The sequence below is a fragment of the Streptococcus constellatus subsp. constellatus genome (assembly GCF_023167545.1).
Taxonomy (GTDB): domain Bacteria; phylum Bacillota; class Bacilli; order Lactobacillales; family Streptococcaceae; genus Streptococcus; species Streptococcus constellatus.
Map to the genome: position 1 here is coordinate 1,135,457 of NZ_AP014647.1, position 23,801 is coordinate 1,159,257.

Genomic DNA, 23,801 nt, shown 5'->3' on the forward strand with positions numbered 1-23,801 from the left:
TTTTATCTCCTTTCATGGTAAAAGGGAGCTATTCGCTCCCTTATCTTGCATATTCCTGTTCTTTTGTAGTTTGTTTCTCTTCCGTTTTGCTTTCACTTTGATAAGCTATGATCTGTCCTAAAATAGACGGTTTATCTTCCGTTCTTTGAGAAGTTTCCTCTTTTGTATGGAGATTATCTTCCACATCATAGGTTGATTCAAAGTAATCACTGTCCCTGAAATCATTGTCATATCGGTCAGGAATTCCGTCATTATCCATATCTTTGCCAAGCGGATCATAAAAGTTTCCCTCATCATCAATGTCCAGTCCGAGAGCTGCCTTTAAGTCCTCTGAGTCTATATAAGTTAAATCTTCAAAAGAGGATAACTCAATTTCTTTTTTCATATTCCTTAGAGCTTCGTTCTCTCCCTTGTTTTCATAGTCGAAGCTCTCTGTTTTGATTGGAGTATCATCAATATACTGTGTCCATATTTTAGCTTCTAAATTAAGCTCATATTGGATGCCGTGTCTTTCGTCAGGTGTATTGGTATAGGCGATGCCGATGTGCTTTAAGTCAGGATATAGAGTATCAAACTCATCATAACTATGGTTTTCTTCATATTCTCTGTTGCAAAAGTCTATGATAGCTCTTTTTACATCTTCCACAAGAGGATTGTCATTTCCCTTTTCTTCCACATCACCCATATCAAGGAGCTTATTCAGTTCTGCCAAGCGAAGCACCTTACTCTTTAATTCATCAGCTTTTTCAAACGGCTTTTCAAGTTCTTCTTTGGCATTTTCAAGCTGCTCTTTTGTGCTGATGAGCTTTTCTTCAAGCCTCTTTAATCTCTCAGGTATTTTCTCAAGAGCATTATCAAGTCTTGTGATATTACCATCTGCACTTGTTCCAAGCTCTCCTGAATGCTTTGTAGCACCATTTAAGCTAAAATTATGGGAATTGGTAAAGAAGTTATAGCTTACCTCTAAGTCCATGTTTCTATACTTTCCTATCATCTTACTTTCATTGATTTTTACTTTAGAAATCGCTTCAAGAAGTTTTTCTCCTGCTAATTTCTTATCGGTAATCTTCTCGTCTAAAATAGTAATGGAAGTAAATTTATTTTCGCCTTCTCCTTGTGGTTCTACATTTGCTATATCTTTCTTTACAGCTTCAATTAACTTTTCCGTCCTTGCGATTTCCTCCGGATAGTTTTTAGCCACCTTATCTTCTAACCTGTAACGATTCGACTTAAAGTTTGCTTCAAGCATTTTAAGTTTCGTAACCTCATTATCCAAGTCCATCTTTTCCTTAATCTTTGGGTCACCTGTTGCAAGTGCTTTTATTTCAGCATAATTTAAACTGCTTTCGTCCACATCTTCTGCAACACGAACAGGAGTTTTACTTGTCATAATCTGAGAAATGAATTTCTGCTTATTCTCTATGGTCTGCCAAAGATACGCATCAAAGGTATTCTCCGTTACATAACGATAGATATTCACTTCCTTATTCTCATTTCCCTGTCTTACAATTCTACCCGCACGCTGCTCAAGGTCGGCAGGACGCCAAGGGACATCGAGGTCATGAAGTGCAATCAACTTGTTTTGGACATTCGTACCTGCTCCCATCTTCTGAGTAGAACCGAGTAATATCCTCACATCTCCTTTTCTTACCTTTGCAAAGAGTTCATCTTTTTGTTTGTCTGAATTAGCTTCATGGATAAAGGCAATTTCTTCTTTCGGTATCCCCATTGCTACAAGTTTTTCTCTAATATCATCATATATATTAAACTCTCCATCGCCTTTTGGAGTTGACATATCGGAAAATAGAAGCTGTGTTGACCTATCTTCTTTTGTCTTATCCCAAATGGCAAACACATTTTTTACGCATACATTGACCTTACTATCAGGATTATCAGGTAGCAGAGGATTGATTAAACGCTGATCTAAAGCAAGTTTCTTTCCGTCATTAGTAATCTTCAGCATATTATCCTCATCAGGCTCAACAACTCTATTTCTGACATCATCAGCTCTTTCAGATAGGCTCTTTAGGATTTCTTTTTGTTCCTCACTTGGCAATGTTTTAATAACCTCATAGTGTGCTTCCGGTGTTGGAAGATTCAGCATATCCGCTGTTTGAATATCTGCAACTTCCTTAAACATAGACATAAGCTCCGGAAGATTATAGAACTTTGAAAATCTTGTCTTAACTCTGTACCCTGTTCCCTCCGGAGATAATTCAAAGGCAGACTGTGTTTCACCAAAGGTAGATGCCCAGCTATCAAAATGCTCTAAATTATTCTTTTTAAGACTTTCATACTGAAGATAACGCTGCATGGTATAAAGCTCTGTCATAGAGTTACTTACAGGCGTTCCTGTGGCAAATACAATACCTTTTCCACCCGTCATTTCATCCATATATCTACACTTCATAAACATATCGGAGGACTTAAAGGCTTCACTTTGACCGATACCTGCTACATTTCTCATTTTTGTGTAGAGATAGAGATTTTTGTAATTGTGTGCTTCGTCGATAAATAGCTTATCAACGCCTAATTCCTCAAAGGTAATAACATCGTCTTTCTTAAAATCGTCGTTTAACTTTTCAAGCCTTGTTTCCAGTTTTTTCTTTGTTTTTTCAAGCTGTTTTACTGTAAAGTTTTGATTTCTATCATGCTTATATTCCTCAACATAGTTGATGATTTCATCAATCTGATCCTGAATGTGTTTTTCCTGATATTCTTTACTCATCGGAATTTTTTCAAACTGAGTATGCCCGATTACAACCGCATCATATTCGCCAGTAGCAATTCTTCCTATGAACCTTTTTCTGTTTTTCGGCTCAAAGTCTTTCTTATCTGCCACCATAATATTAGCTGACGGATAAAGCTGCATAAACTCTCTGCCAATTTGACCTGTCAGGTGATTCGGTACAACAAATAAAGACTTGGAACACATCCCAAGCCTTTTAGATTCCATTGCGGAAGCCACCATTTCAAAGGTCTTTCCGCTACCAACCACATGGGCAAGAAGCGTATTTCCTCCGTAAAGGCTTCTTGCAATAGCATTTTTCTGATGAGGTCTAAGCTCTATTTTAGTATTCATCCCCTCAAAAGACAGGTTGCTTCCGTCATATTCACGATTCCTGATAGAGTTAAAACGCTCATTATACAGTTTTACAAGTCTGCTTCTTCTTTCCTGATCATTAAATATCCAGTTCTTAAATTCTTCCTTTAGAAGTTCTTGTTTCTGCCCTGCAAGAAGCGTTTCTTTTTTATTTAGCACAGAAGTTTTGGAGCCGTCAGGATTTACAATTTGGTCAAATACTTTCGTTTCTTTAAGGTTTAATGCATCTTCAATCAGCTTATAGGCACTTACTCTACTTGTACCGTAGGTCATTTCAGCAAGGTCATTTCCTCTGTCTTTGCTTTTTCCTTCAATATTCCATTCGCTTGTAAGATTTGAAAACTTAACCTTAATATCCCATCTTGCCCAGCCCGGAGTTTTCAGTGTTTCAAAGATGAATTTCTCAATATCTTTAATCGGTATCCAAGTAGCACCAAGTCTTACATTGATTTCACTTGCTTCAAGCTCCTTTGGTAAAACTTTTACAAGCTCTGCCTTTTGGTATTCTAAACGGTTCATCTCATAGCTTATCAGCTCTTTTTCTTTGCCATCTTCCGCATATCCAAGATGAGGTAGCTCTCTTTCCGTTTGTCTAAGTTTTGATAGATAACTGTCAACAATGGCGATTTTATCCCTGATATTTCCTGATAAATATTCATCTTTTGTTACATAGCCATACTTATATGAATTGCTGCCGTTTGCACAGGCGAAAGGTAAATCCCCATCTTCCAAGTTAAAGGATAGTGGTCTGTAAAAGTTCTGTTCTTCCCTGATGTTTAGGTAGATTTCTCCCCTTAATTCTTCTATCAAAGTCGATCTGTCTTTTCCTGTCAGGCTTTCCATATAGTCAAAGTCCACATAACCCTTTTCGGACATAGATAACACAAGAGCTTCTAAAGAAGTATCTACATGGTCGATAGTCTTTGCCTTTGTAATTGTTCTTTTTGAAAAAATATCTCCCTTTGCCTTAAAGTTTTCTTCTTCATCAAGGATTTCTATTGAAGATACAAGCGGGAAGTTGCTATCTTCTTTTAAGGCTCTGGTGTTAGAAAGGTTATTTACATACCCATGCTTTTTAGAAAAACTGTCATAGACTTCATTTAACTTCTCCTGAACTTTCCTTACTTCATCATCAGAAAAATCTTCCTTTTGCTTGTAGATTACATCTTTTAGAGCATCATTTAACTCAAGATAATCCTCAATCTTTTCCTTATTTTTCTCCGTTACTTCCTTCTTTACGAAAAGTGAGTTTTCTCTGTAATATACTTCATCATCAATAATGGTATAGGAGAAATTCTTGACATCATCTGTTGCAGGTATTGTGCTGATTTCATCGTCAAGTAGCTCTATTTCTTCATACTTTGCATCTTTAGAGATTTCTTCACTTGCTTTTGTAAGTAATTCCTTTAAGTTAGCATTTTCTTTTGGAAGGCAAGCTATCATATTTCCAAATCTTCCGAGTACTTCCTCCATACTTCCAAGCACCATCTCAGGATGATCCACAAAGTATTTATTGTAGGTAAGTCCGTTTTTATCTTCAGATAGATGTATCCAGTCCTCATCCCTTTCTCTAATACTATCTCTTTTCTTTAGGAAAATAATGTCCGATGTTACTTCCGTTCCGGCAAAACCCTTAAAGGTATCATTTGGAAGTCTGATAGCTCCTAAAAACTCTGTTCTTGCTGCAAGGTAGCGTCTGACACTTTCGTCCTTTTTATCCATTGTTCCGCTTGATGTAATAAAGGCGATAACACCACCATTTCTTACTTTATCAATGGATTTCGCAAAGAAGTAGTCATGAATCAAGAAGTTATTTTTGTTATACTCCCTGTCATTTACCTTATATTCTCCAAAGGGGACATTACCGATAACTGCATCAAAGAAGTTATTGGAAAAGGTAGTTTCTTCAAATCCCTTAATTTGCACTTCACTTTCAGGATATAAGAGTTTTCCAATTCGACCGCTTACTGAGTCAAGCTCTACACCGTAAAACTTCAACTTACTCATTTCATCGGGAAGATTTCCTATAAAGTTTCCAACTCCCATACTTGGCTCTAAGATATTTCCGCTCTTAAATCCCATACCTGCAAGTGTCTTATATACGCTGTCAATAACTGTTTTAGGTGTATAAAAGGCTGTTAAGGTAGATTCTCTTGCAGCTTCATATTCAGATGGTGATAGATTTTCCTTTAAGAAACTTCTTGCAGCTTCCCATTGTCCCTCTTTACTTTCATCAAACACATCAGCAAGTCCGCCCCAGCCTACATATTTCGCTAAAACTTCCTGAGCTGTACTGTCAAGCTCTCTTTGTCCACTCTCTACACGATTAAGCATGGAAATTGCTTCAAGGTTGTTATTCAGTCTCTCACTTGGAGATAACTTTTCCGGGAGCGTTTCTTCTGTGATTTTGAAGTTATGAGCATCAGCTTTCTTTATTTCTACTTCCTCAATAGTCTTTTCAGGGTTCGTATAGGTTATATTTTGAAATACCCTCTCAAGATCGCTTTCAAGATGATAAGGGATTACATCGGAGCCTGTTATCATACCGCCAAGATATTCGGTATTGTCCTTAACCGTTACTGTCTTTAGATTATTTCCCATATCATCAAAGCGTGTGATGGTATAGTTTTTGTCCTTATATTTAACTTCATCACCAACAATAAAATTCGGTCTTTCAAGGCTTATCTGCTTTAGTAAGTCCCCATTATCTTCAAAGGCTATAATCGGGATTTGACGATTTCCACTTCTTACCGGATCAAGCCATAAATCATTTCTTCCTGTGATTTGATTTTTAGCAATCTCCCTTACAGTGTATTCTTCATGGTTGAAATAGACTGTATCACCTTCTTTAACTGTAAATTCATCGGTAAGGCTTTCCTTTTCTTCATTAAGCTCTACTTCTTCTCTTTCTTTGAGGTAATCAAATAGCGTTCCTTGAACAAGTGTTGCAGCTATTCTTTCTTCTACTTCTTCAGGTGCTTCAAGCTCTGTTTCTTCTTCAAAACTAAGTTCTCCGTTAAATACCGATTGAAGCTCCTGCTCATCCATCTGCTTGACAAGCTCTGTATTTTTAAGTTCTCTAAAGGTCTTTGGAAAATCTTCTAAAATAAGCCTCTGGGCATTTAATTCTTTCAACTCTTCAATACTGAAATATCCCCATTCAGGTTCAATCCCAAGTACAAGTCCAAAGGCATCTCCACTTTCTCTATCATACTCCGTCATATACCAAGTCCAATTACTTCTAAACGGAATGATATATGCAGCATGAACCTCTTTATCTGCTAAAGCGACATCTTCCTGTGCATAAAGCTCAGGCACTCTTTCAAGCATTTCATCAGTCATTAAGTTTTCAGGATCATCTTTAGAATAATATTGTGGTTCTTTTGCTTCTTCTATCTCTGAATTACCTTCTATTTTTTCCTCAAGATAAAGATTTTTAGAAAGCAGCTCATCAATATGCTTTGCCACACTTGACCAAGTAAGAAAAACATCACTGCAATCTTTCTTCTGTAATTTAAGTCCCTTAGCATCGTGCCATTCATCACTTCCCATTGCCCCTGAAACAGCATGAGAGCTTCCACCTATGCCATACTCATCTTTTAAAAAGTTAGCTTTTTCTTGAAGCGTATGGTTTTCCTTGAAAAATTTTGTAATTCGCTCTTTTCCCTTATCTATTCCGCTTCCTCTTGACAGGGTAGCAAGAACTTCGTCATCCGTAATAAATGGCTTTACTTTAGGAAATTCTGTCAGATTGGTACTATATTCCTTTCGTGGCAGATCAAGTTCCTGTAATTTCTGATAAAGGCTATCTACCTTGTGATAATGAAATCTTAGTACACCTCTGTTTTCTTTGTAGCCTGCTAAGAACCTACTGTATTCTTTGATTGTTTCCTTTAGGTATTCAGGATTTTTTAATGCTTCAGACAATCTTTTCGTTTCTTCCGGAAAGCCACCACCTCTTTCTATAAAATCAAAATACCCATGTGCTTTTCCTTCTTCGCTTAAATCGTGATATATATACCATAGGGATTCTGAAATTCTATCTCTTTCATAATCAAGGGATTCTGAAAGTTCCACATTTGTGGCAAACTCTCCAGTTTCCAAAAGCTCATTTATTCTACTTGCTGCATCATTCCAGCTTAGAATTTGCGTATCATCTTCTCTTGCTGAAGTCCCATAAGCTAAATGAATGCCTTTATCCGAATACCAGGAAGATGCCTCTCTTTCATCAATGTAAAATCCGTTTCCACCCCCAAAGGTATCTTTGAGGTATTCTCCTAATTCTTCATTGCTCTTTCCTTTGGAAAACTCAGCAATAAGAGGAAGTCTACTTCCATCGTGGTTCCCTCCGTTAATAAGGATAGTGTCTATCTCTTTCTGATTAAGAGGAATAGTAAGCCTCATCTGTCCATAAGAATTCTCAGGTAAAGAAAAAGAAGCCTTATCAGCTTCTCTTATCTCTACTTCAATATTTTGTTTTAGATTTCTACCACTTCCTTGATGGTCATCTCTTTCAGAGCTGAGATCATTGCCCCATACTGCGGATTGTTCTCGTCCTCTATCTTCCACGCTGCCATCAATTTCGGCTTCTCCGTTCTCATAAAGTCTATCGCTTGTTTCTGAATATCCATCAGGTGTCCTGTCAGCTTCTTCTCCTTGTATAGGTCTACCAACATCTCGAAGTGGCTCTGCTCCTCGCTCTGTGATAGATAATCCAGCCTCATCACTGCGTAAGTCGGATTCGGGAATTCTTTCATGAAGTCCGCCTGTTCCTCCAAGCTGTTTAGCGTATTCTCCCTGATTTTCTCTATTATCTCGTCCGTACTCTCCATTTCGGAGAACTCGCTCGTTTTCATTTCTTTTCTGATCATCTCGTCGAAGTACATTTTCTTCTACCTCCTCAATTTCTTCTTTAATCTTATTATATCCTGCTTCTTTACCTCTTAAAACTTCTTTATTAAGCTCTTTACTTTTCTGAATGGTCGCATCAATGATATTTCCACTAATATCCGATACGATTTCACCAAGACTCATAAGAGATATACTATCAAATCTTTCAAAATTTTCTCTTAAAAGTTCACTATCCATAGTATAATCAAGCTGAAATCTTGAAGCAACTGCATAGCTTATTGAGTCCCTCACAAACTTTGTAAAAGATATTCTATCCTCATCTGCTATTCTAAGCTCATTCATAAGTCTATCTATCTTTTCATCTCCGTAAAGCCTGCTTAAAGAAAAGATATTTTCTAAGATGCTTTCACTCTCTTCGTATCCCACACTTTTTATCATTTCCTTTAAGACATCTTGATGAGCTTCCTTATCGAATCTCCAAAGATTGACTTCATTGACATCTCTGTTTCTTGAAACTGTCTGACCTATATCAAAGATGTAGTCCACTTTCTTGTATGTGCCATAGTCCTCTAAAATAGGGATACCTTTCTGCCCTCTCATAACAGTTCGGTTAAATCGTTCCCTCCAATAATCGAACTTGGCACAGGCTGTCGCTTCAGGATTTCTATCATAGATACTTAATTGACTTCTAAAGTCATATCTTTGATTGTTTCCGACAACCTTTAAGAGCTTCAGGTATTCTGCTTCACTTTGCAAAATATCCAGTTTTACAAGTTCCAAAATGTTATGAAAATCATTTATTCGCATTTTTACCTCCTTCTTTTTTACATGAAAAAGACGATAGATGTTCTCTACCGTCTATGTCCAAAATTATATTTATTTATTTTTTATAACACCATTCAACTCTTTCTCGTATTCCTTAAGAGTCTCAATGATTTTATCAAATGGTATCTTTTCTCCAAACAACATATTTTTCATGCTGTCATAGTCTTTTGAAAAAATTTCCAATCCTTCCTTTGATGGTATTAACTTTAAATTACCATTCATGATGTCATCATATTTCGCCCAATTACTTGCGTAGAATTTTTTCTTAAAGTGAATAACTATTTTTAATAGTTCGATGTTTTCAAAACTCTTTTCTCTAATATCCGTTAGTATCATTTTATAAACATCGTAAAAATGTCTTGAATATCTTGTCGGATAATTTCCATTCACTCGATTTGCTTCTCTATGAAGTATAGTAATCTTTTCAAAAAAGGTTCGTAAACTGTCTACCGCCACAACTTCTATATTTTCATCAAATACTTCTGGATACGCTTCTTCGATATAAGTTTTTATTTTTTGATTGCTTGCAGGAATTGGTTCTGCTAAGCTTCCAATTTCCAATCTTATCACTTGTAGAATCGAGCTATCTTTATGATTTTTAGGATAGTCAAAACATATTGTCTGTCTGTCAAACTCATCAATATAAAAACTATATATTTTGTGCTTTAGTATTTCTTTAAAATCATTTTGTAGAGTGGGCAGAAATTCATCACGCAGAAATACTTTTGTATCATCATTTATTTTATCGATGAATTTTAGTTGCTTGGTATTACTTCTATCTTCATAAGGTTCTATTTTTCCGTATCCTAAAACTTTCCAATCTAACGCAAGGTCTATATCTTCTGAAAATCTTTCAATCAACTTATAAACTTTAGATAGACTTGTTCCACCTTTAAAAACAATAGCATCCCTGTACTTAAACCTACTAAACAGATATTTTAAAATCACACATACCCACAAATCTTTTTCTACAATAGCTTTCGACATATTGAGTTTGTCTGCGGTGTTTTGTATAACAAGCTCTAATTCTTCGCTTGATATTTCTAATAATTTACTCATAGTTGATCTCCTGTATCTTTTCTAAAACTTCCTGTATCCAAAAAGGAAGTTTTAAAGTATCTTCTTTCAAATTTTCTTTAATTCTTTTGGCAAATACAGCAAGCTTTTTTATATCTTCTTCACTGATGTTGTCTTTGCCTAATGCCTTAATTGCCTGTATTAAAATGGACAATTCTTTGGAATAAGATGTTATGTTTCTATTTGTTGTGTGTTTAAAGATGATCTTTTTATCCCTATACAAATATTCTCTATATGCCCCATCTGAAATATAAATATACTCATTAGGAATTTGAGTGGACAATCCTGTATAGTTTAGAGCTGTATCTCCTGTGGGAGCTATTGTCCAAGAAAATTTATCTGCAAGTTTTTCAGCAACTTCACTTGCATCCGGATAGGAATATTCTTTTAAAATCTCGCTATATTTTGGTTTTATATATAATCCATCAATGAGCCTCGTAATCTGATTTTCTTCATTTAATCTATATAAGACAGATTTAATTGTGTTTTTTGTTCCAAGATTGTAGAAATCATTAATAGAAAAAATTTTCCCTTGATTTTCTGACATAATTTTTTCTATTTGATTCGTTATAGGAATCATATAAATCACCTCCTTGCACCTAAAATTATATACTTTTGGGTGCAAAAAGTCAATGCTAAAACTTTTCTAAAACTTTTCTAAAAGTTTCCTATTTGTATTGTTTTATCGTAATATTTATTTCTTCCTCAATTTTTTTCAGAAAATCTTCTTTATTTTCCTTGCCTTTTTCAATATCCGATAGCTCCATTTCCCACTTTGCGGTAGTTTCTGCTGACTTAAAGCTATCCGCTACAATCGTTACAAGGCTAATTCCTTTATGCGTGGCTATAAGATTTTTCTTATCACTTTCTACAAATCCCTTAAAGATTAAGTTTTCAATAATCCCTGCCCTTGTCGCCGGAGTACCAAGCCCCTTTCTTTCCACCTCAGCACCTTTTTCTAAGGCATCATTTCCTGCAACCTCCATCGCCTTTAAAAGTGTATCTTCAGTAAAGTGTTTCTGAGGTTGGGTGAATTTCTCTTTAATCTCTTTATTTTCTACTTCAAATACATCGCCTACTTTTACATCAGGAAGCTCTATATCTTCATTTTTCTTAGACTTGTAATCTTTAAGATATTTTGTAAAGCCGTCATCTTTAACAACCTTGCCGGCACTTGTAAACTCAAAGCCGTCAAATAAAACTACAATCTTTGTTGTATTTTCAATAAGTGGATAGCCTACACTTGCATGGAGCTTATTAGAAATAAGCCTATATACCTTTGCTTCACTCTCAGGAATATTCGATAAATCCTCACTTAGCGAGCTTACTGTCGGAATAATAGCGTGATGATCTGTAACCTTTTTAGAATCAAATACTACCTTAATACGCTCTGTATCAAAGTCATTTTTACCCAAAATGTTATTGACCGTACTTACAATCATATCCTCTGTTAAACATCTGCTGTCTGTTCTTGGATAGGTAATCAGTTTCTTTTCATACAGGCTTTGAGCATAATCAAGTGTCTGTTTAGCACTGTATCCGAAATACTTATTACACTCTCTTTGTAGCGTTGTAAGATCAAATGGCAAGTCAGGCTTTGTAATTTTCTCCTTCTGAATAATATCAGTAATTTCAATCTTATCGTCTACTAAATTGATTAGCTGTTCAGTAGCAACTTCATCATCAATTCTGTCTGTTGAAAGTGTAAATCCATTCATAGAAAGCTCTACTGTGTAATATTTTTCTTTCTGATAATTTGCTATCTCATCATCTCTTTTTACAATCATGGCAAGGGTAGGTGTCTGCACTCTGCCAACACTGTAATTTTGCTGATACAGACAAGAGTAGAGCCTACTAATATTCATTCCGACTAACCAATCCGCAATAGCTCTTGCCTGTGCCGATTCAAAGAGATTATCATAGTCTTTTCCGTCTGTTAGGTTATCAAAACCCTCTTTAATGGCACTATCTTCCATTGAAGAAATCCAAAGGCGTTTCATCTTCTTTTTACAATTCACTTGATTATATACAAGTCTAAAAATACTTTCTCCCTCACGCCCTGCATCGCAGGCATTGATAACCATATCAATCTCTTTATTATTCATCAGCTTTTTAAGGATGTTAAACTGCTTCTTGGTTGCCTTTGCTACTTCATACTTGTAGTCGCTTGGAATAATCGGTAAATCAGCCATATTCCACTTGGCGTACTTTTCATCATAAGCATTCGGATTTGCCATTTGAATTAGGTGTCCAACGCACCAGCTCACCATATATCCGTTTCCTTCATAATATCCGTCTTTCTTTTTATTTGCTCCAATAACCTTTGCAATGGAGATTGCAACACTCGGCTTTTCTGCAATAACTAACTTCATCTGTGTTTTCCTCCTGTTATAAATCAAAATAGGACGAAAAATTTTATCCTCCGCCCTGTGTCTATCTATTCATATAGTTGTTGCTATTTACTTCCTTTTATACAACCCATAAGCAATCATTCCAGCCAATGATAGACAAAGTATTCCTACATAGAAATACATATTTGATGACTCACCAGTCTTTGGAATAGAACCTTGCTTTATATTTTCTCTCGGCTTATCTTCTTTTTGTGTCGGATTTTCCTTTTTAGGTGTCTGTGGCTTTTCCTTTATGTGAACTGTTTGGTTCTTGTCGTTAATATCCTTGTGTTCTGCCACCTTTTTCCAACTTCCGTCTTCATCCTTTTCATAAAATTCCTCAAAGGCAACAAGGTTTTTACCTAGCAGCTCACTTGCATCAAAGGTAAATTTCATATTGTGAACTTCTTTGGCATCTTCGGCAGTAAATTCTTTTTCACTTTGCACTAATCTCTGATTGACCTTAAGTTCCACATTATCTTCTTTAATCATCTGAAAACCCTTTAGCTTATATGTTTTACCCTTTTCTAAGCCATCCAGTTCTACCTTGTCCTTTAAGATAAGTTCTTTTTTATTATCCAGCTCTTTTTCACCATTTTCTCCGGTCGATACGGTTCTGATAGTGATTTTCTTAGATTGTGTTTTTTCCCTTTCTTTCACTAAAATTGTCTGCTCCTCACTATTTAAATCTTTATGTTCTGCAACTTTTATCCATTCACCATTTTCTTTCTGTTCATATAATTCTTCAAAAGTTACCAAATTCTTTCCTGAAAGTTCGCTACTATCAAATTCAAAATACATTGTTTTCTTGCTGCCCGCATCTTTTGCGATAAACTCTTTCGTAGTTTCAACTCTCTTTTCATTTACAACAAGTTCTTTATGATCTTCCTTTACCATCTGCCAGCCCTTCAGCTGATATTTGATTCCTTCTTTCAAACCTTTTAACTTAACCGTGTCCACGATAATGGTTTTTTTATCTGCAAACATTGTCTTTTCACCATTTTTTCCTGTAGCTGTTGTATGAATAGACACTTCCTCCTTATATGCATCAGTAAGAGTCCCCAAATGAACTGTATGATTGTCCTTAGATACCACAACTTCAAATGCCGGAATCAATTCAAAAGCTTGATTATTTTTGCATCTCATCTCTTCGATTGTATAGGTATCATAAGGCAGGGCGCCCTTACTATCATCCGGTTCAGATATTCCGAACCAAATTCCATCTTCACTACTCTTTCCCTCATTGGTATGATTCTTGTGAGAGTTCCATTTAGATGAAGTTGAAAATTGTCCGTTACGATCCGTCAATACAATATGACTTTCTCCTGTGCTTTTACTTGTGATTTTAAAAGGAATATTTGCCAATCTCTTATGCATCTTTTCTCCTATCTTAACTCCTTCAATATCTCCACGCTTGACCTGATTATAGATAGAATGGTCCTTATCAGTTAAATCAACCATTTTTTCGTCTTCTGTAATTGAAAATTCTATTTCTTTTGCCCCGTTTGTTAAATAACCCTCAGGCGGTGTTTTTTCTGAAAGTTTATATTTCCCATGTGGAAGTAAATCTGGAGATGTAGAAGCAATTCCGTTAATATCCGTATAGATGGTCTTTACTACTTCATTCTTCTTATAAAGTTTTCCCAAAACCAGAACACTGTTTTCATTTAAAGAAATGATATTAAAAGAAGCATCCTTTAAAGCAGCACCCCCCTGTGGCTTTGTATCTCCTGTTTCCAAATCTCGTTTCTGAATCTTTATTCCGCCACGAATGACTTTATCCGATACAACCACCTGATTACTTCCCGTCAATACTGCAAAATCACCTTCTTCCATAATTTGTGCAACATAAAGTCCCTTGATTTGCTCGCCGCTATTTCCTACTTGTATATAAGAACCTTTCAATAAATAGCCATTCGGAGCTTTTGTTTCTTCAACTGTTAATGTTCCAATCGGCAAAACAATCTTCCCGTCCTGCATATAAAAACGATCGCCTGATACCTTATGTTCATCTGATAATTTTGTAATATAACGAATTGTGCCATCACTTTTCTTTTCAGAAACAGTCTTTGTAACCCATGTACAGGTTGCTTCTTTCGGAAGATTTTCTTTATTGTAAATGCCCTCATAATACTTCCATGTAAATTCTGCTCCTTCTAACAAGGCATTTCCTTGTGGGTTTGATACCTGCGTTTCCATATCTATTTTAAAAATTTCAACAGAGCAATCTGTAACTTTAGGCATATCAGAAACTTTCAAAATTACTGTTTTGCCCGTTTCAATTTTAATAGGATGGACTGCTGGATCAATTTTATATCCAGGCGGTGCAGACAGTTCTTTAATATAAGCGATTCCAATTTTCATTTCTATAATTTCCGTCTCGCCTTTTTCATTTGTTGTAAGAGTTGCGACCTGGTTGCTACAATCTTCATCTGAAAATACCCCGTATTTTGCATTGGCAAGCGAATAATTGCCATTGCCATATGTCACATCACTATTCCTGGATTTTTTTTGAAGCGTCACTTTCCCAACATTAAGTTTTGCCCAAAATTGCCCCAAATCCTGTCCCTCACCGGAATATACATATCCTCCACATTCATATCGTTCCCTATTCTCTTTCACAAATTTTTTCGCACCGATGAATACTTCCTCCTGTATATTTTTATCTATCTCATTATAGGAAGCTCTGACGTTATCACAGTTCCAGCCTAAATGCGTGCTTAATCGTTGCCAAACAACAAGCTGTCTTAAAAGATAAGCATGATTTTCACTTATTCCCCCATGGCTTTTAGTATATTGTTTTACATATTCAATGGATAACGCAATATCACTTATCTGTTCAGGACTCATACGAGTACTTGCATCTTCTCTTACTTTATATCCACTTCTAAAGTTCGTATTGATGTCAATACAATAAGCATCTTCTCCTCCAACAGTTAAATATCCTTCATTAAATGTAGAGGTAATAGACCCGTCATTCATTACTTTTTCAACCATTCCTACTCTTGTCTTTGATTCTGTCCAGTATTGCAAACCTTCCGTCGCATATACTGGATTAAATGCCATCCCCATCGTTGCTAATAACACGGCAAATAGCAATGATAGACATTTCTGAATTTTTCTCATTCTGTATATCTCCTTTCCGTTTTAACTAAAATAGGGCGAAAGATGTTACTCTCCCGCCCTGACTTTGCACCCAAAATCATATGTTTTTAGATGCGTTTATTCTTCATCTTCTACTTCATCTGCATCATTTATTTCTTCCTCGCTTTCAGCTTCAGAAAAGAAATCATCATCTTCCTCCTCTAAGGCTTCAAGTTCTTTATCTTCTTTCTTTTTCACAACTTTAAAATAGTAGCCTGCTCCTAATGCACCACCTACTACAAGAAGCAAAATAATATAGGTTCCTAAATTACTCTTTTCGTCCTTCTTCTCAGGCTTTACTTCTTCCTTAACAGGTTCTTCTTTTACTACTTCCCGTTTTGGTGTTTCTTTTTTCTCTACCATATTCAGTAAATCATCTTCGGATACTTCTGTAAGAAGCATTACATTTTCTTGTGTCTCATCATGGTTGATGATTAAATAAAAAGTCTTTCCATTTTTAGTTTGGAAGGTAATAAACTGCCTTGCATCTGCTGTATACTGATCTGTTTTTTTATTATCACTGCCATCTCCATGATGAATCGGATAGTCCTTATTTGCATTATCTTTATTTTCCGTAACGGACGCTCTTGCCTTTGATGACGATGAAGCTATTCCTTTATTAGTATTTACGCTCTTGCTTGTACCATCAATTGATGAGTCCTGACTTTTATTCGCAGGAGCTTTAGCTGTCAACTTATTGGGATAGTGAACTTCCTTTTCTTTTTCCTTTACTTCCGTTTTACTTGCATCCTTTGTAGTATTATCTGAGCTTACTTTATCAGATGAACCTTTACCAGTACTACTTATAGAAGTCTGTGGTGTTTGAGGAGAAATACCTGAACTTGACTTAATACCAGAAATTGGACTAATCGGTGTAACTGACTGCGATGTTATATGGGCTTTATTTGTTCCCGCAGCCTTTTTCTCAAGTTCTTTGACCTTTTCAGTCAGCTTATCTATTTCCTTTTTCATATCAACTGATAAGTCTTTATTTCCCTTGCCCTTTTTTACTTTTCCTTTTAGGCTCTCAATCTCATCTTCAAGGTCTTTGATTTTTTCCTTTTGCTTATCACTTAATTTGTCTTTGTCCTTAAGTTCGCAATTTAACTTATCAAGTTTATCCTGAAGCTCTTTTGCCTCTTTTTTCATTTTGGAAATATCGTCTTTAGAAAGTTCTGTCTGTGTTTCCCCATTTCCCGTCTGACTTTCTTTATCCTTGATTTTTGTCCTTTCTACCTTACGGCTAATCTCATCTTTTCCATCTCCCTTCACTTCATAAAACAGAAATTCATCAATAAATTTCATATCATCGGAAAGCTCTGGAAGATCTCCGCTATCAAGCAGCTGCCCTTTCTTAGCTTTTATCTTTTCTTCTTTAAAAATCATTTCATTCTCAAAAATGTATTTTACATTTACTTCTGCTCCTGTTTGAACAGCATTGTCACTTGTAGGTGCTTCTGTTGGACTTATAAATGTTGGAAGTAAGCCACCTTGTGCAAATACAATCCTACTACTTGCAAACATTCCAACAACTATGGCTGTAACTATAAGCAAAATCCCAAGTCCTGCTCCAAATAATTTCTTATTCTTTTTCAAATTGGTTTTCATTTATTTTCTCCTTTTTCAGTTCTGCTTTTTGTCTGTTTACCTTTGCTATCAAATCGCTGATTGTGATGTTGTTCTTTCTGCAAATGGCAATAATTTCTTCATTTTCAAGTTCTTCTTCACGAATAAACAAAGACTCCAATTCTTCATCAATCAGAGCCTTTTTATCATTTAACTTCTTTATTCTGTTTTTAACTACTGTTAGTTCTTTTTTCACATTGTTCCCTCCTTATCTATTTACATTTGGCGGAAAACCGAATCCTACGGGATGGTGCTTACAAAATGTTGCTATCCAATCATCTAAGGTAGTTACTCTTATATGACCTATGTTATCAATCACTTTCCCATCTCCTATATAAATACCGACATGACCATAAGTAAGTCCGGCTGTGCCACCACTACTACTGCTCTCAACTGCAACAAGCATCCCTACCTTTAACTTTGACCTGTCTGATGTAAAGGTATAGTTTCGGTACATATCATTAGCATTTCCTCCGATATATCCAAGTCCTGCATTCTGATAAACCTGAGATACCCACATAGCACACCAGCCTGCACCCGGAGATGGCGTAATGTATGCAGCATTAACAATCTTCTTTTGTACTTCCGTAGATGCCTCATACTCTTTTCCACCACCTACACCACCATTTGCACTGATAAGGTCACTATTACCAAAGACTTCTCCCATATTGCCTTGTGCAAGGAACAAGGCTTCATAGTGCTTTAGATTATCGGGATAGTTTGCAAAGACCTTTCGGATAATGCTGTCCATCTCTTTTTTATGAAGCGTTACGATGAGTTTTTTATACTCATAAGGTTCTTCGTGGCTTTCGGTATATTCATTGCCATCTTCATCGGTATAGGTTTCCGTAACCATCCTGTATCTGATTTCAATTTCTTCCCTATACTCAAGGTCATACATGGACTCAAATAATTCTTTTAATATGGATTCTACTTCCGATACACTCTTTACCTCTCCGCACCTTGATGTAATGTAGGATAAAAGCTCATGGACATTATGACCGATGTATTCTGTATTATTTAAGATATATTCATCATATCCGGGATAATTTTCTTTCACATGGTCAACTTCACTTTGAAGCTCACCCTCCATATCTGAAAATTTCTGATTGATTTCACTTAGGACATTTGGCTTTGATAAATAGCTTGTTGTAAGCACAGAGCTTGTAGAGTTCATAAAGCCTGTCATTCCCGTTCCTGCAAAGTTAATCACAAAAGTCCCTAAGATAATGATACCTATGAAAATAAGCATTAGTCCTTTTGCTTTTCGGATAATCATATCCTTTGAGCTTTTCAGTGTTCCGATAAGTCCCTCTTTAATTCGATCTCTAAGCCTTGACTTATTCTCACGAGAAATTACTGCCTTTGCCTGATTTTTCTTTTGAAATCTTTTATATGCACTTGCTCTTTTATACTCATCCGTCTTTTTCAGTTCCTTTTTGGCATCACGAAATTCCAACTTTGACTTACGCTTTCTGATTTTATAGTCCTTATTTGTAAGGTCATAGCCTCTTTTAGCTCCTTTCTTATCAGAATACTTCTTTATGCCATGAATGAGCTTTGAGCTTGTATCTGCTGTCTTTTCTCCTGCTTCCACTCCTTGATTTTCATCACTTCCATGAGACAAGTAATCTCTTACAGTTTCACTTCCTTTGGCAATTCCAGAAAGTGCAGATACCTTTACCATGTCTTTTTTTAGCTTTTTCTTTTGGTCTTTTGATAGGCTGCTATGAACTTTTCCGCTGACAGCATCTTTTCCCGTCTTTTTATCATCAGCCTTATTTTCCTTTAACACATCATCCTTTTTCCTTGTATAAAGGCTTTCGGTATAGTTTTTTCTCTTATAATTTTTCTTTTGAACTTTTTGGCTTTTTGAGAAGCTATTTGTATTTTCTGCTTTATTATGAAGATTATCCTCGACATCATAGGTTGACTCAAAATAGTCGCTATCCCTAAAGTCATTGTCGTATCTGTCTATAATCCCATCATTATCAAGGTCTTTTCCTAAAGGATCATAGATTTTTCCATCCTTAACCTCCGTAATATAATCTGATCTTCCCGTTTCAATTGCGGAATTTACGTCTCCCTTATCTGAAGCTCTATATTTTTCGTTTCTCTTGGATGTTCCATAAGACTTTTCATTATCAGCACTTACCTTACTTGTTTTTTCATGCACTTTATCCTGAAACCGTTCTTTCTCATGAACGATTTTACCTCTGTAATCATCGTTATGTTTTAGCTTACTTTCTTCAGGTATCGTATCTGTTTTACTATGAAACATCTCTCTTTCAAGGCTTGCCTTATGCCTTTCCTTAAAATCCTTTTTCAGCTTCTTTCCCATAGGCTACCTCACTTCTTCCGGCTTGGTAGTCATCTTCTGATATAAAATTGTATCTTTCGGAAACTTATCAAGGAAAGGCACAATGGTATTTCCAAAGAAAAGTAGTCCCTCACCTTCATTTGAATTAGTAACATATCTGAGCTGTGGAAGTGAGATTTTAAGTTTCCTTGCTAAGATTTCTCTATCTCCCGAAGCCTGATTTAGCATTAAGACAAAGTCCGTATTATCAAAGATATTTTCTATCTCCTTACTCATAAGTAGGTCTTTGACATTTTGCGTGATACCTGTCGGGATACCTCCCCATTTTCTAAACCTCTTCCATATCTCAACCGAATACGATGCTGTCTGCTCATCTTTTAACAGCAGGTGAAATTCGTCAATATAGTATCTTGTAGCCTTATTTCCCCTGTTCCTTGATACCTTGTTCCACACCTGATCCTGAATAACAAGCATACCGATTTTCTTTAGCTGACTTCCAAGCTCCTTAATATCAAAACAAAGTAGCTTCTTATTTAAATCCACATTTGACCTGTGATTAAAGACATTGAGAGAACCCGATACATAGATTTCCATCTCTGTTGCCAGCTTCTTACCGACCTTTTCTTCCTGCCCTTTTAACATATCGTATAGGTCTTGAAGTATCGGCATATTGTCAGGAGTAGGATGTTCAAAATACTTTTCATAGATTTTAGGAAGGCACCTATCTATAACGGACTTTTCTTCTGCTGTAAGACCACTACCACCTACTACAAGCTCAAGCATACTCATGATAAAGTTTGCCTTGTCTTTCAGCGGTGCATCCCCATCACCGTAGTTCATGTTTATATCAAGGGGATTCAGGTAATCCTTTGACTTACTGCTGACCTTAATGACTTCTCCCTTAAACTGCCTTACGAGGTTTCCATACTCTCCTTCCGGATCGCAGATAATCACATCATCATCTGTTACCAAAATTGCATTTGCCATTTCTCTTTTGGCACTAAAGGACTTACCACTACCCGGAGTTCCGAGGATTAGACCGTTTGGGTTCTTTAATTTCTTTCTATCCGCCATAATCAGGTTATGGCTTAGGGCATTTAGTCCATAGTACAGACTGTTACTTGAGTTGATAAAAAGCTCCTCTGTGGTAAATGGCATAAATACTGCCGTTGATGAGCTTGTCAGTCCTCTATCTATTTCAATCTTATTTACACCAAGAGGCAGCACGCTCACTAAACCTTGTTCCTGAGAATGGTCAAATCTTTTCAGCTTACAGTTATGCTTATTTGCAATGGAGCTTATTTGAGCAATTGTGTTATCGAGCTTTTGCACTGTCCTTGCAAAATTCATAAAGACGATACTTACTACAAACATTCGCTCATCTCTTGTCTGCAAGTCTTTTAAGAGGCTCTTTACATCCTCACCATAGGTAATTAAGTCCGATGGAAGAATGTCCATATCATAACCGCTTCTTACCGCCTTCTTATTTTCCTCAATCTTCATCTTATCAATATCAGTGTTTTTTCGTTTTACCATCTTAATGGCTTCCGATTGGTCGATTGCCCTAATATGAAAGGAAATATTGATGTTATCGTCAATATCCAAAAACTCGGCAAGCATACGGTCTGAAAGCTCACTTGCAAGGATTTGAAAATGACTTGTTGCTCCGATGAATTTGCCGAACTTAAAGTATCTACTCGGTGTAAAGTTAAACTCATCAGGCACAATATATGTCTTTGTGCTTTCTCTTTTCTTTAGGTCTTTGTAGGAAAATTCAAAGGTCTTATTCGGATTTAAAACATCATGAAGTATCTTTAGCCTTTCTTCTCCGTTTAGGCTTTCTGCTCTCACACCCATGCTCTTTAGATTAGATAATATATCTATCTCCAGTCTTTCAAGTTTTGATGTTGCCTGTTCTAAATTATCCGCTTCCACTGTAAAGGTTACATACTTTGATTTTTTAAGTCCGTTATTTCCCTTTACAATCTGGCTTTTAAGCATCTCTCTAAATTCAAAGCGTATATCGTCGAAACCGTCCTTTTTATCCGGTATCTGAATTGCCGACTTCATTTCTTCGTTTCGTCCGAGCTGATTGATATATGAAAACTCAATGCTGATACTTGGATCAAAAGAGTTTAGGAAGTTTGCAAACTGATTAAAAATCAAGTCCCTATCTTCATCTAAGGCAAGCTGATAGTTAATGTCCTGAAAGGCTATACTTTTACTGAAGTGCTTTTCATCAAGCTGGCATATTCCGCTTTTTAAAAGCCTTAGATAGGGAATGGTATCTTCTACCGTATATCTTTTCGGTTCTTTCTTAAAGATAAGGTCAAGGATTCCTCCCTTATCTTTTTTTGACTTGCAATTACTTTTCTTTAAGTCCCGCTTTTGACTTCTCAATGCCTTTTCGTTTTGCATGAGTTTTATTTGCTGAATTTTTCTTTTCTTGTCCAAGGTAAACCTCCTTTCTCACTCTCTTTTGCGGTTGATAAAACTTATGAAGATAAATGTACTTAAAGTATTTCTCAAATGTCAGTCCGTCTTTTTCAAATAGTGTGATGAAAAAGATAGGAAGCGTGGATACGATAAGGAATATGATAGCTATGTCATTTGGCACAAACTTCCTCATAAATAAATAGACTGGTATTCCAACCAGTCCTGCAAGTGTGAAGCCTATGAGCTGCCTTTTCGTTAGGTTAAAAGCAACCTTTGTCTTTACCTTATTTAAGTCTTTAGGGATTGGTACATATGCCATATCTTACCTCCCATCTTCTTTACCCTTTGACAGTTCCTCAAAGTGTTCATATACAGAGCCGATTTCTTCCTGAATAGTCGCAAGCTGTTCGTCTGTGTTCTTGTTATATCTTTGCTGCATTAGGTAAAAATCGTTATGGCAGCGACCAATGTCCTCTGTTTTTTCTTCCAATTCTTCCACCTTATTATGAAGCCTGATCCTATCAATTATCGCCATAATACCTGCTCCAATTACTACTGCTGTAAATATTGTTTTTCTTTTGTTCATCCTATCATTCCTTTCTTTTAGTGTGCATTTAATACGCTTTTGGCCAGTGTTCCGCTCTTTAGCATCATTAACCCCAGCAAAACCGCATAGCCAAGTATCGTCATGGTACTTGTGTGTATATCTGTTATCTTAATCGTCTTAACTAAAACTGCGTAAATTCCAAGACAAACCATTAAAAAGAGTCCTTGTAATCCAAGTGCAAATAGTCCTTTGATATAGTTTGTTCCAATCTGTCCCCACTCCTTGTTTCCCATTGTGGCAAATGGAATGGCTGAAACCGATGAGTAAACATAAATCTCAAACATTCTTCCGTAAACTACAAGCATAATCACAACGGATATTACCTGTATAGCAACCTTGATGAGTGAGGTTTCAAAGAGAATCATGACAAGTTCTCCAAGCCCCTTTTCTTTTAGGGTATCCATCATTGCCACTATCTGATCTCCGGAAACGGTGGCAGAGGTATTTATCACCCCTGCCGCCTTATTTACCATGTGCTGTGCCACATCAAAAACTGCCATTGAAAACTCAAAGGCATGGGATACTAACCATACAGCAATCCACATCTTGATGATGTACTTGAAAAATTCAAAAGTATCTGTATCGTGCATATTGTTCTTTTGCATTACCATATTGATAAGCTCGATACAAAGAACTGCTGTGATGATTAGTCCCGCTATTGGAATGATAACGGAATCGTTAATGCTTTTGATAAAGGCAAATACATCTCCGTTCCACCCCATAGGCGTTTTACCTACATCTGTTGCAACCGCACCAACTTTATCGTTGATGTCAAGAAACATGGACTCTAAGTTTGCTTGGATACCGCCCAGTAGAAGCTCCTTAAAGAATTCTTCTATCTTGTCGAATATTCCAAACATCTAAGCTCTCCTTTTCTTCTTAATTGAGTACATTGGCAAGTAGTGGAATGAGCTTAAGTCCGATAAGAACGATCCCTCCTCCAGCCATAAGCTGCTTAATACCTTGGCTCTTAGCACCGGGATTGTCATTACCATATCCTTCCATAAGATTGATAACGCCCCATGCTCCAAGTCCTGCACCTACTGCCATAACCAAAATCTTTAATACATTAACTGCCTGTGTAAAAAATGCCATAAGTTATTCCTCCTCGTTTTCTTCTTTCTTTTCAATCTTGTTATATGACTTCACTACAAAGTTTTTGTAAGTCTTTCCCTCTTTTTCACGCTTCTTAAAGTAACCAAAGATATGAATTAAATCGCCTTTTTCAAAGTCCTTTGCTTTCTCAGCTTTTTCTCCATAGGCTGCACAGTTGATGTACTCCTTTCCCTTTCCGTACTTTTTTACAAGCGTGAAGTTTGCAACTTCCACTTTCTCTCCTTCATTTTCAAAACTTGAAAAAGTTGGCTCTGCTACTAAGCAAGCATTGATGTTAATCATTTCCTGTTTCATCTTTTTGTTTTC

At 36.3% G+C, this 23,801-nt stretch carries 14 protein-coding genes; all 14 read right to left on the reverse strand.

What is annotated here, in order from left to right:
* Positions 1–40 precede the first annotated feature (40 nt).
* Positions 41–8,761 (reverse strand): helicase-like domain-containing protein, encoded by an 8,721-nt coding sequence (locus SCSC_RS05600; RefSeq protein WP_006270425.1) that lies wholly within the window; start codon positions 8,759–8,761, stop codon positions 41–43.
* Between the two features lie 69 nt (positions 8,762–8,830).
* Positions 8,831–9,838: a nucleotidyl transferase AbiEii/AbiGii toxin family protein gene (locus SCSC_RS05605; RefSeq protein ID WP_006270429.1), complete on the reverse strand. Its 1,008-nt coding sequence runs from the start codon at positions 9,836–9,838 to the stop codon at positions 8,831–8,833.
* Positions 9,831–10,436, reverse strand: coding sequence for a DUF6088 family protein (locus SCSC_RS05610; RefSeq protein WP_000612353.1), 606 nt, complete (start codon positions 10,434–10,436; stop codon positions 9,831–9,833). The genes SCSC_RS05605 and SCSC_RS05610 overlap by 8 nt, the downstream gene beginning before the upstream one ends.
* An 88-nt stretch (positions 10,437–10,524) precedes the next feature.
* Entirely contained in the window at positions 10,525–12,228 is a 1,704-nt protein-coding gene (locus tag SCSC_RS05615; protein WP_006270428.1) for a DNA topoisomerase 3, read from the reverse strand.
* Positions 12,229–12,315: 87 nt separating this feature from the next.
* Positions 12,316–15,372: a VaFE repeat-containing surface-anchored protein gene (locus SCSC_RS05620; protein WP_006270423.1), complete on the reverse strand. Its 3,057-nt coding sequence runs from the start codon at positions 15,370–15,372 to the stop codon at positions 12,316–12,318.
* Positions 15,373–15,468: 96 nt separating this feature from the next.
* Positions 15,469–16,998: a CD1107 family mobile element protein gene (locus SCSC_RS05625; protein WP_006270456.1), complete on the reverse strand. Its 1,530-nt coding sequence runs from the start codon at positions 16,996–16,998 to the stop codon at positions 15,469–15,471.
* The gene (locus tag SCSC_RS05630; protein WP_006270422.1) at positions 16,973–17,212 is read right to left on the reverse strand and encodes a hypothetical protein; all 240 of its coding nucleotides are present in this window, start codon (positions 17,210–17,212) and stop codon (positions 16,973–16,975) included. Before SCSC_RS05630 ends, SCSC_RS05625 begins: the two co-directional genes overlap by 26 nt.
* A gap of 12 nt (positions 17,213–17,224) precedes the next feature.
* Entirely contained in the window at positions 17,225–19,357 is a 2,133-nt protein-coding gene (locus SCSC_RS05635) for a CHAP domain-containing protein (protein WP_006270452.1), read from the reverse strand.
* 3 nt (positions 19,358–19,360) lie between these two features.
* Positions 19,361–21,790: a VirB4-like conjugal transfer ATPase, CD1110 family gene (locus tag SCSC_RS05640; protein ID WP_006270443.1), complete on the reverse strand. Its 2,430-nt coding sequence runs from the start codon at positions 21,788–21,790 to the stop codon at positions 19,361–19,363.
* The gene (locus SCSC_RS05645; RefSeq protein ID WP_022524555.1) at positions 21,702–22,091 is read right to left on the reverse strand and encodes a PrgI family protein; all 390 of its coding nucleotides are present in this window, start codon (positions 22,089–22,091) and stop codon (positions 21,702–21,704) included. The genes SCSC_RS05640 and SCSC_RS05645 overlap by 89 nt, the downstream gene beginning before the upstream one ends.
* Positions 22,092–22,094: 3 nt before the next feature.
* Positions 22,095–22,358 (reverse strand): hypothetical protein, encoded by a 264-nt coding sequence (locus SCSC_RS05650; RefSeq protein WP_006270447.1) that lies wholly within the window; start codon positions 22,356–22,358, stop codon positions 22,095–22,097.
* A 17-nt stretch (positions 22,359–22,375) separates the two neighbouring features.
* Positions 22,376–23,239, reverse strand: a complete 864-nt coding sequence (locus SCSC_RS05655) for a VirB6/TrbL-like conjugal transfer protein, CD1112 family (RefSeq protein WP_000466908.1) — start codon at positions 23,237–23,239, stop codon at positions 22,376–22,378.
* Between the two features lie 19 nt (positions 23,240–23,258).
* Positions 23,259–23,474: a Maff2 family mobile element protein gene (locus SCSC_RS05660; RefSeq protein WP_000863833.1), complete on the reverse strand. Its 216-nt coding sequence runs from the start codon at positions 23,472–23,474 to the stop codon at positions 23,259–23,261.
* Between the two features lie 3 nt (positions 23,475–23,477).
* Entirely contained in the window at positions 23,478–23,789 is a 312-nt protein-coding gene (locus SCSC_RS05665; RefSeq protein ID WP_006270424.1) for a hypothetical protein, read from the reverse strand.
* Positions 23,790–23,801 lie beyond the last annotated feature (12 nt).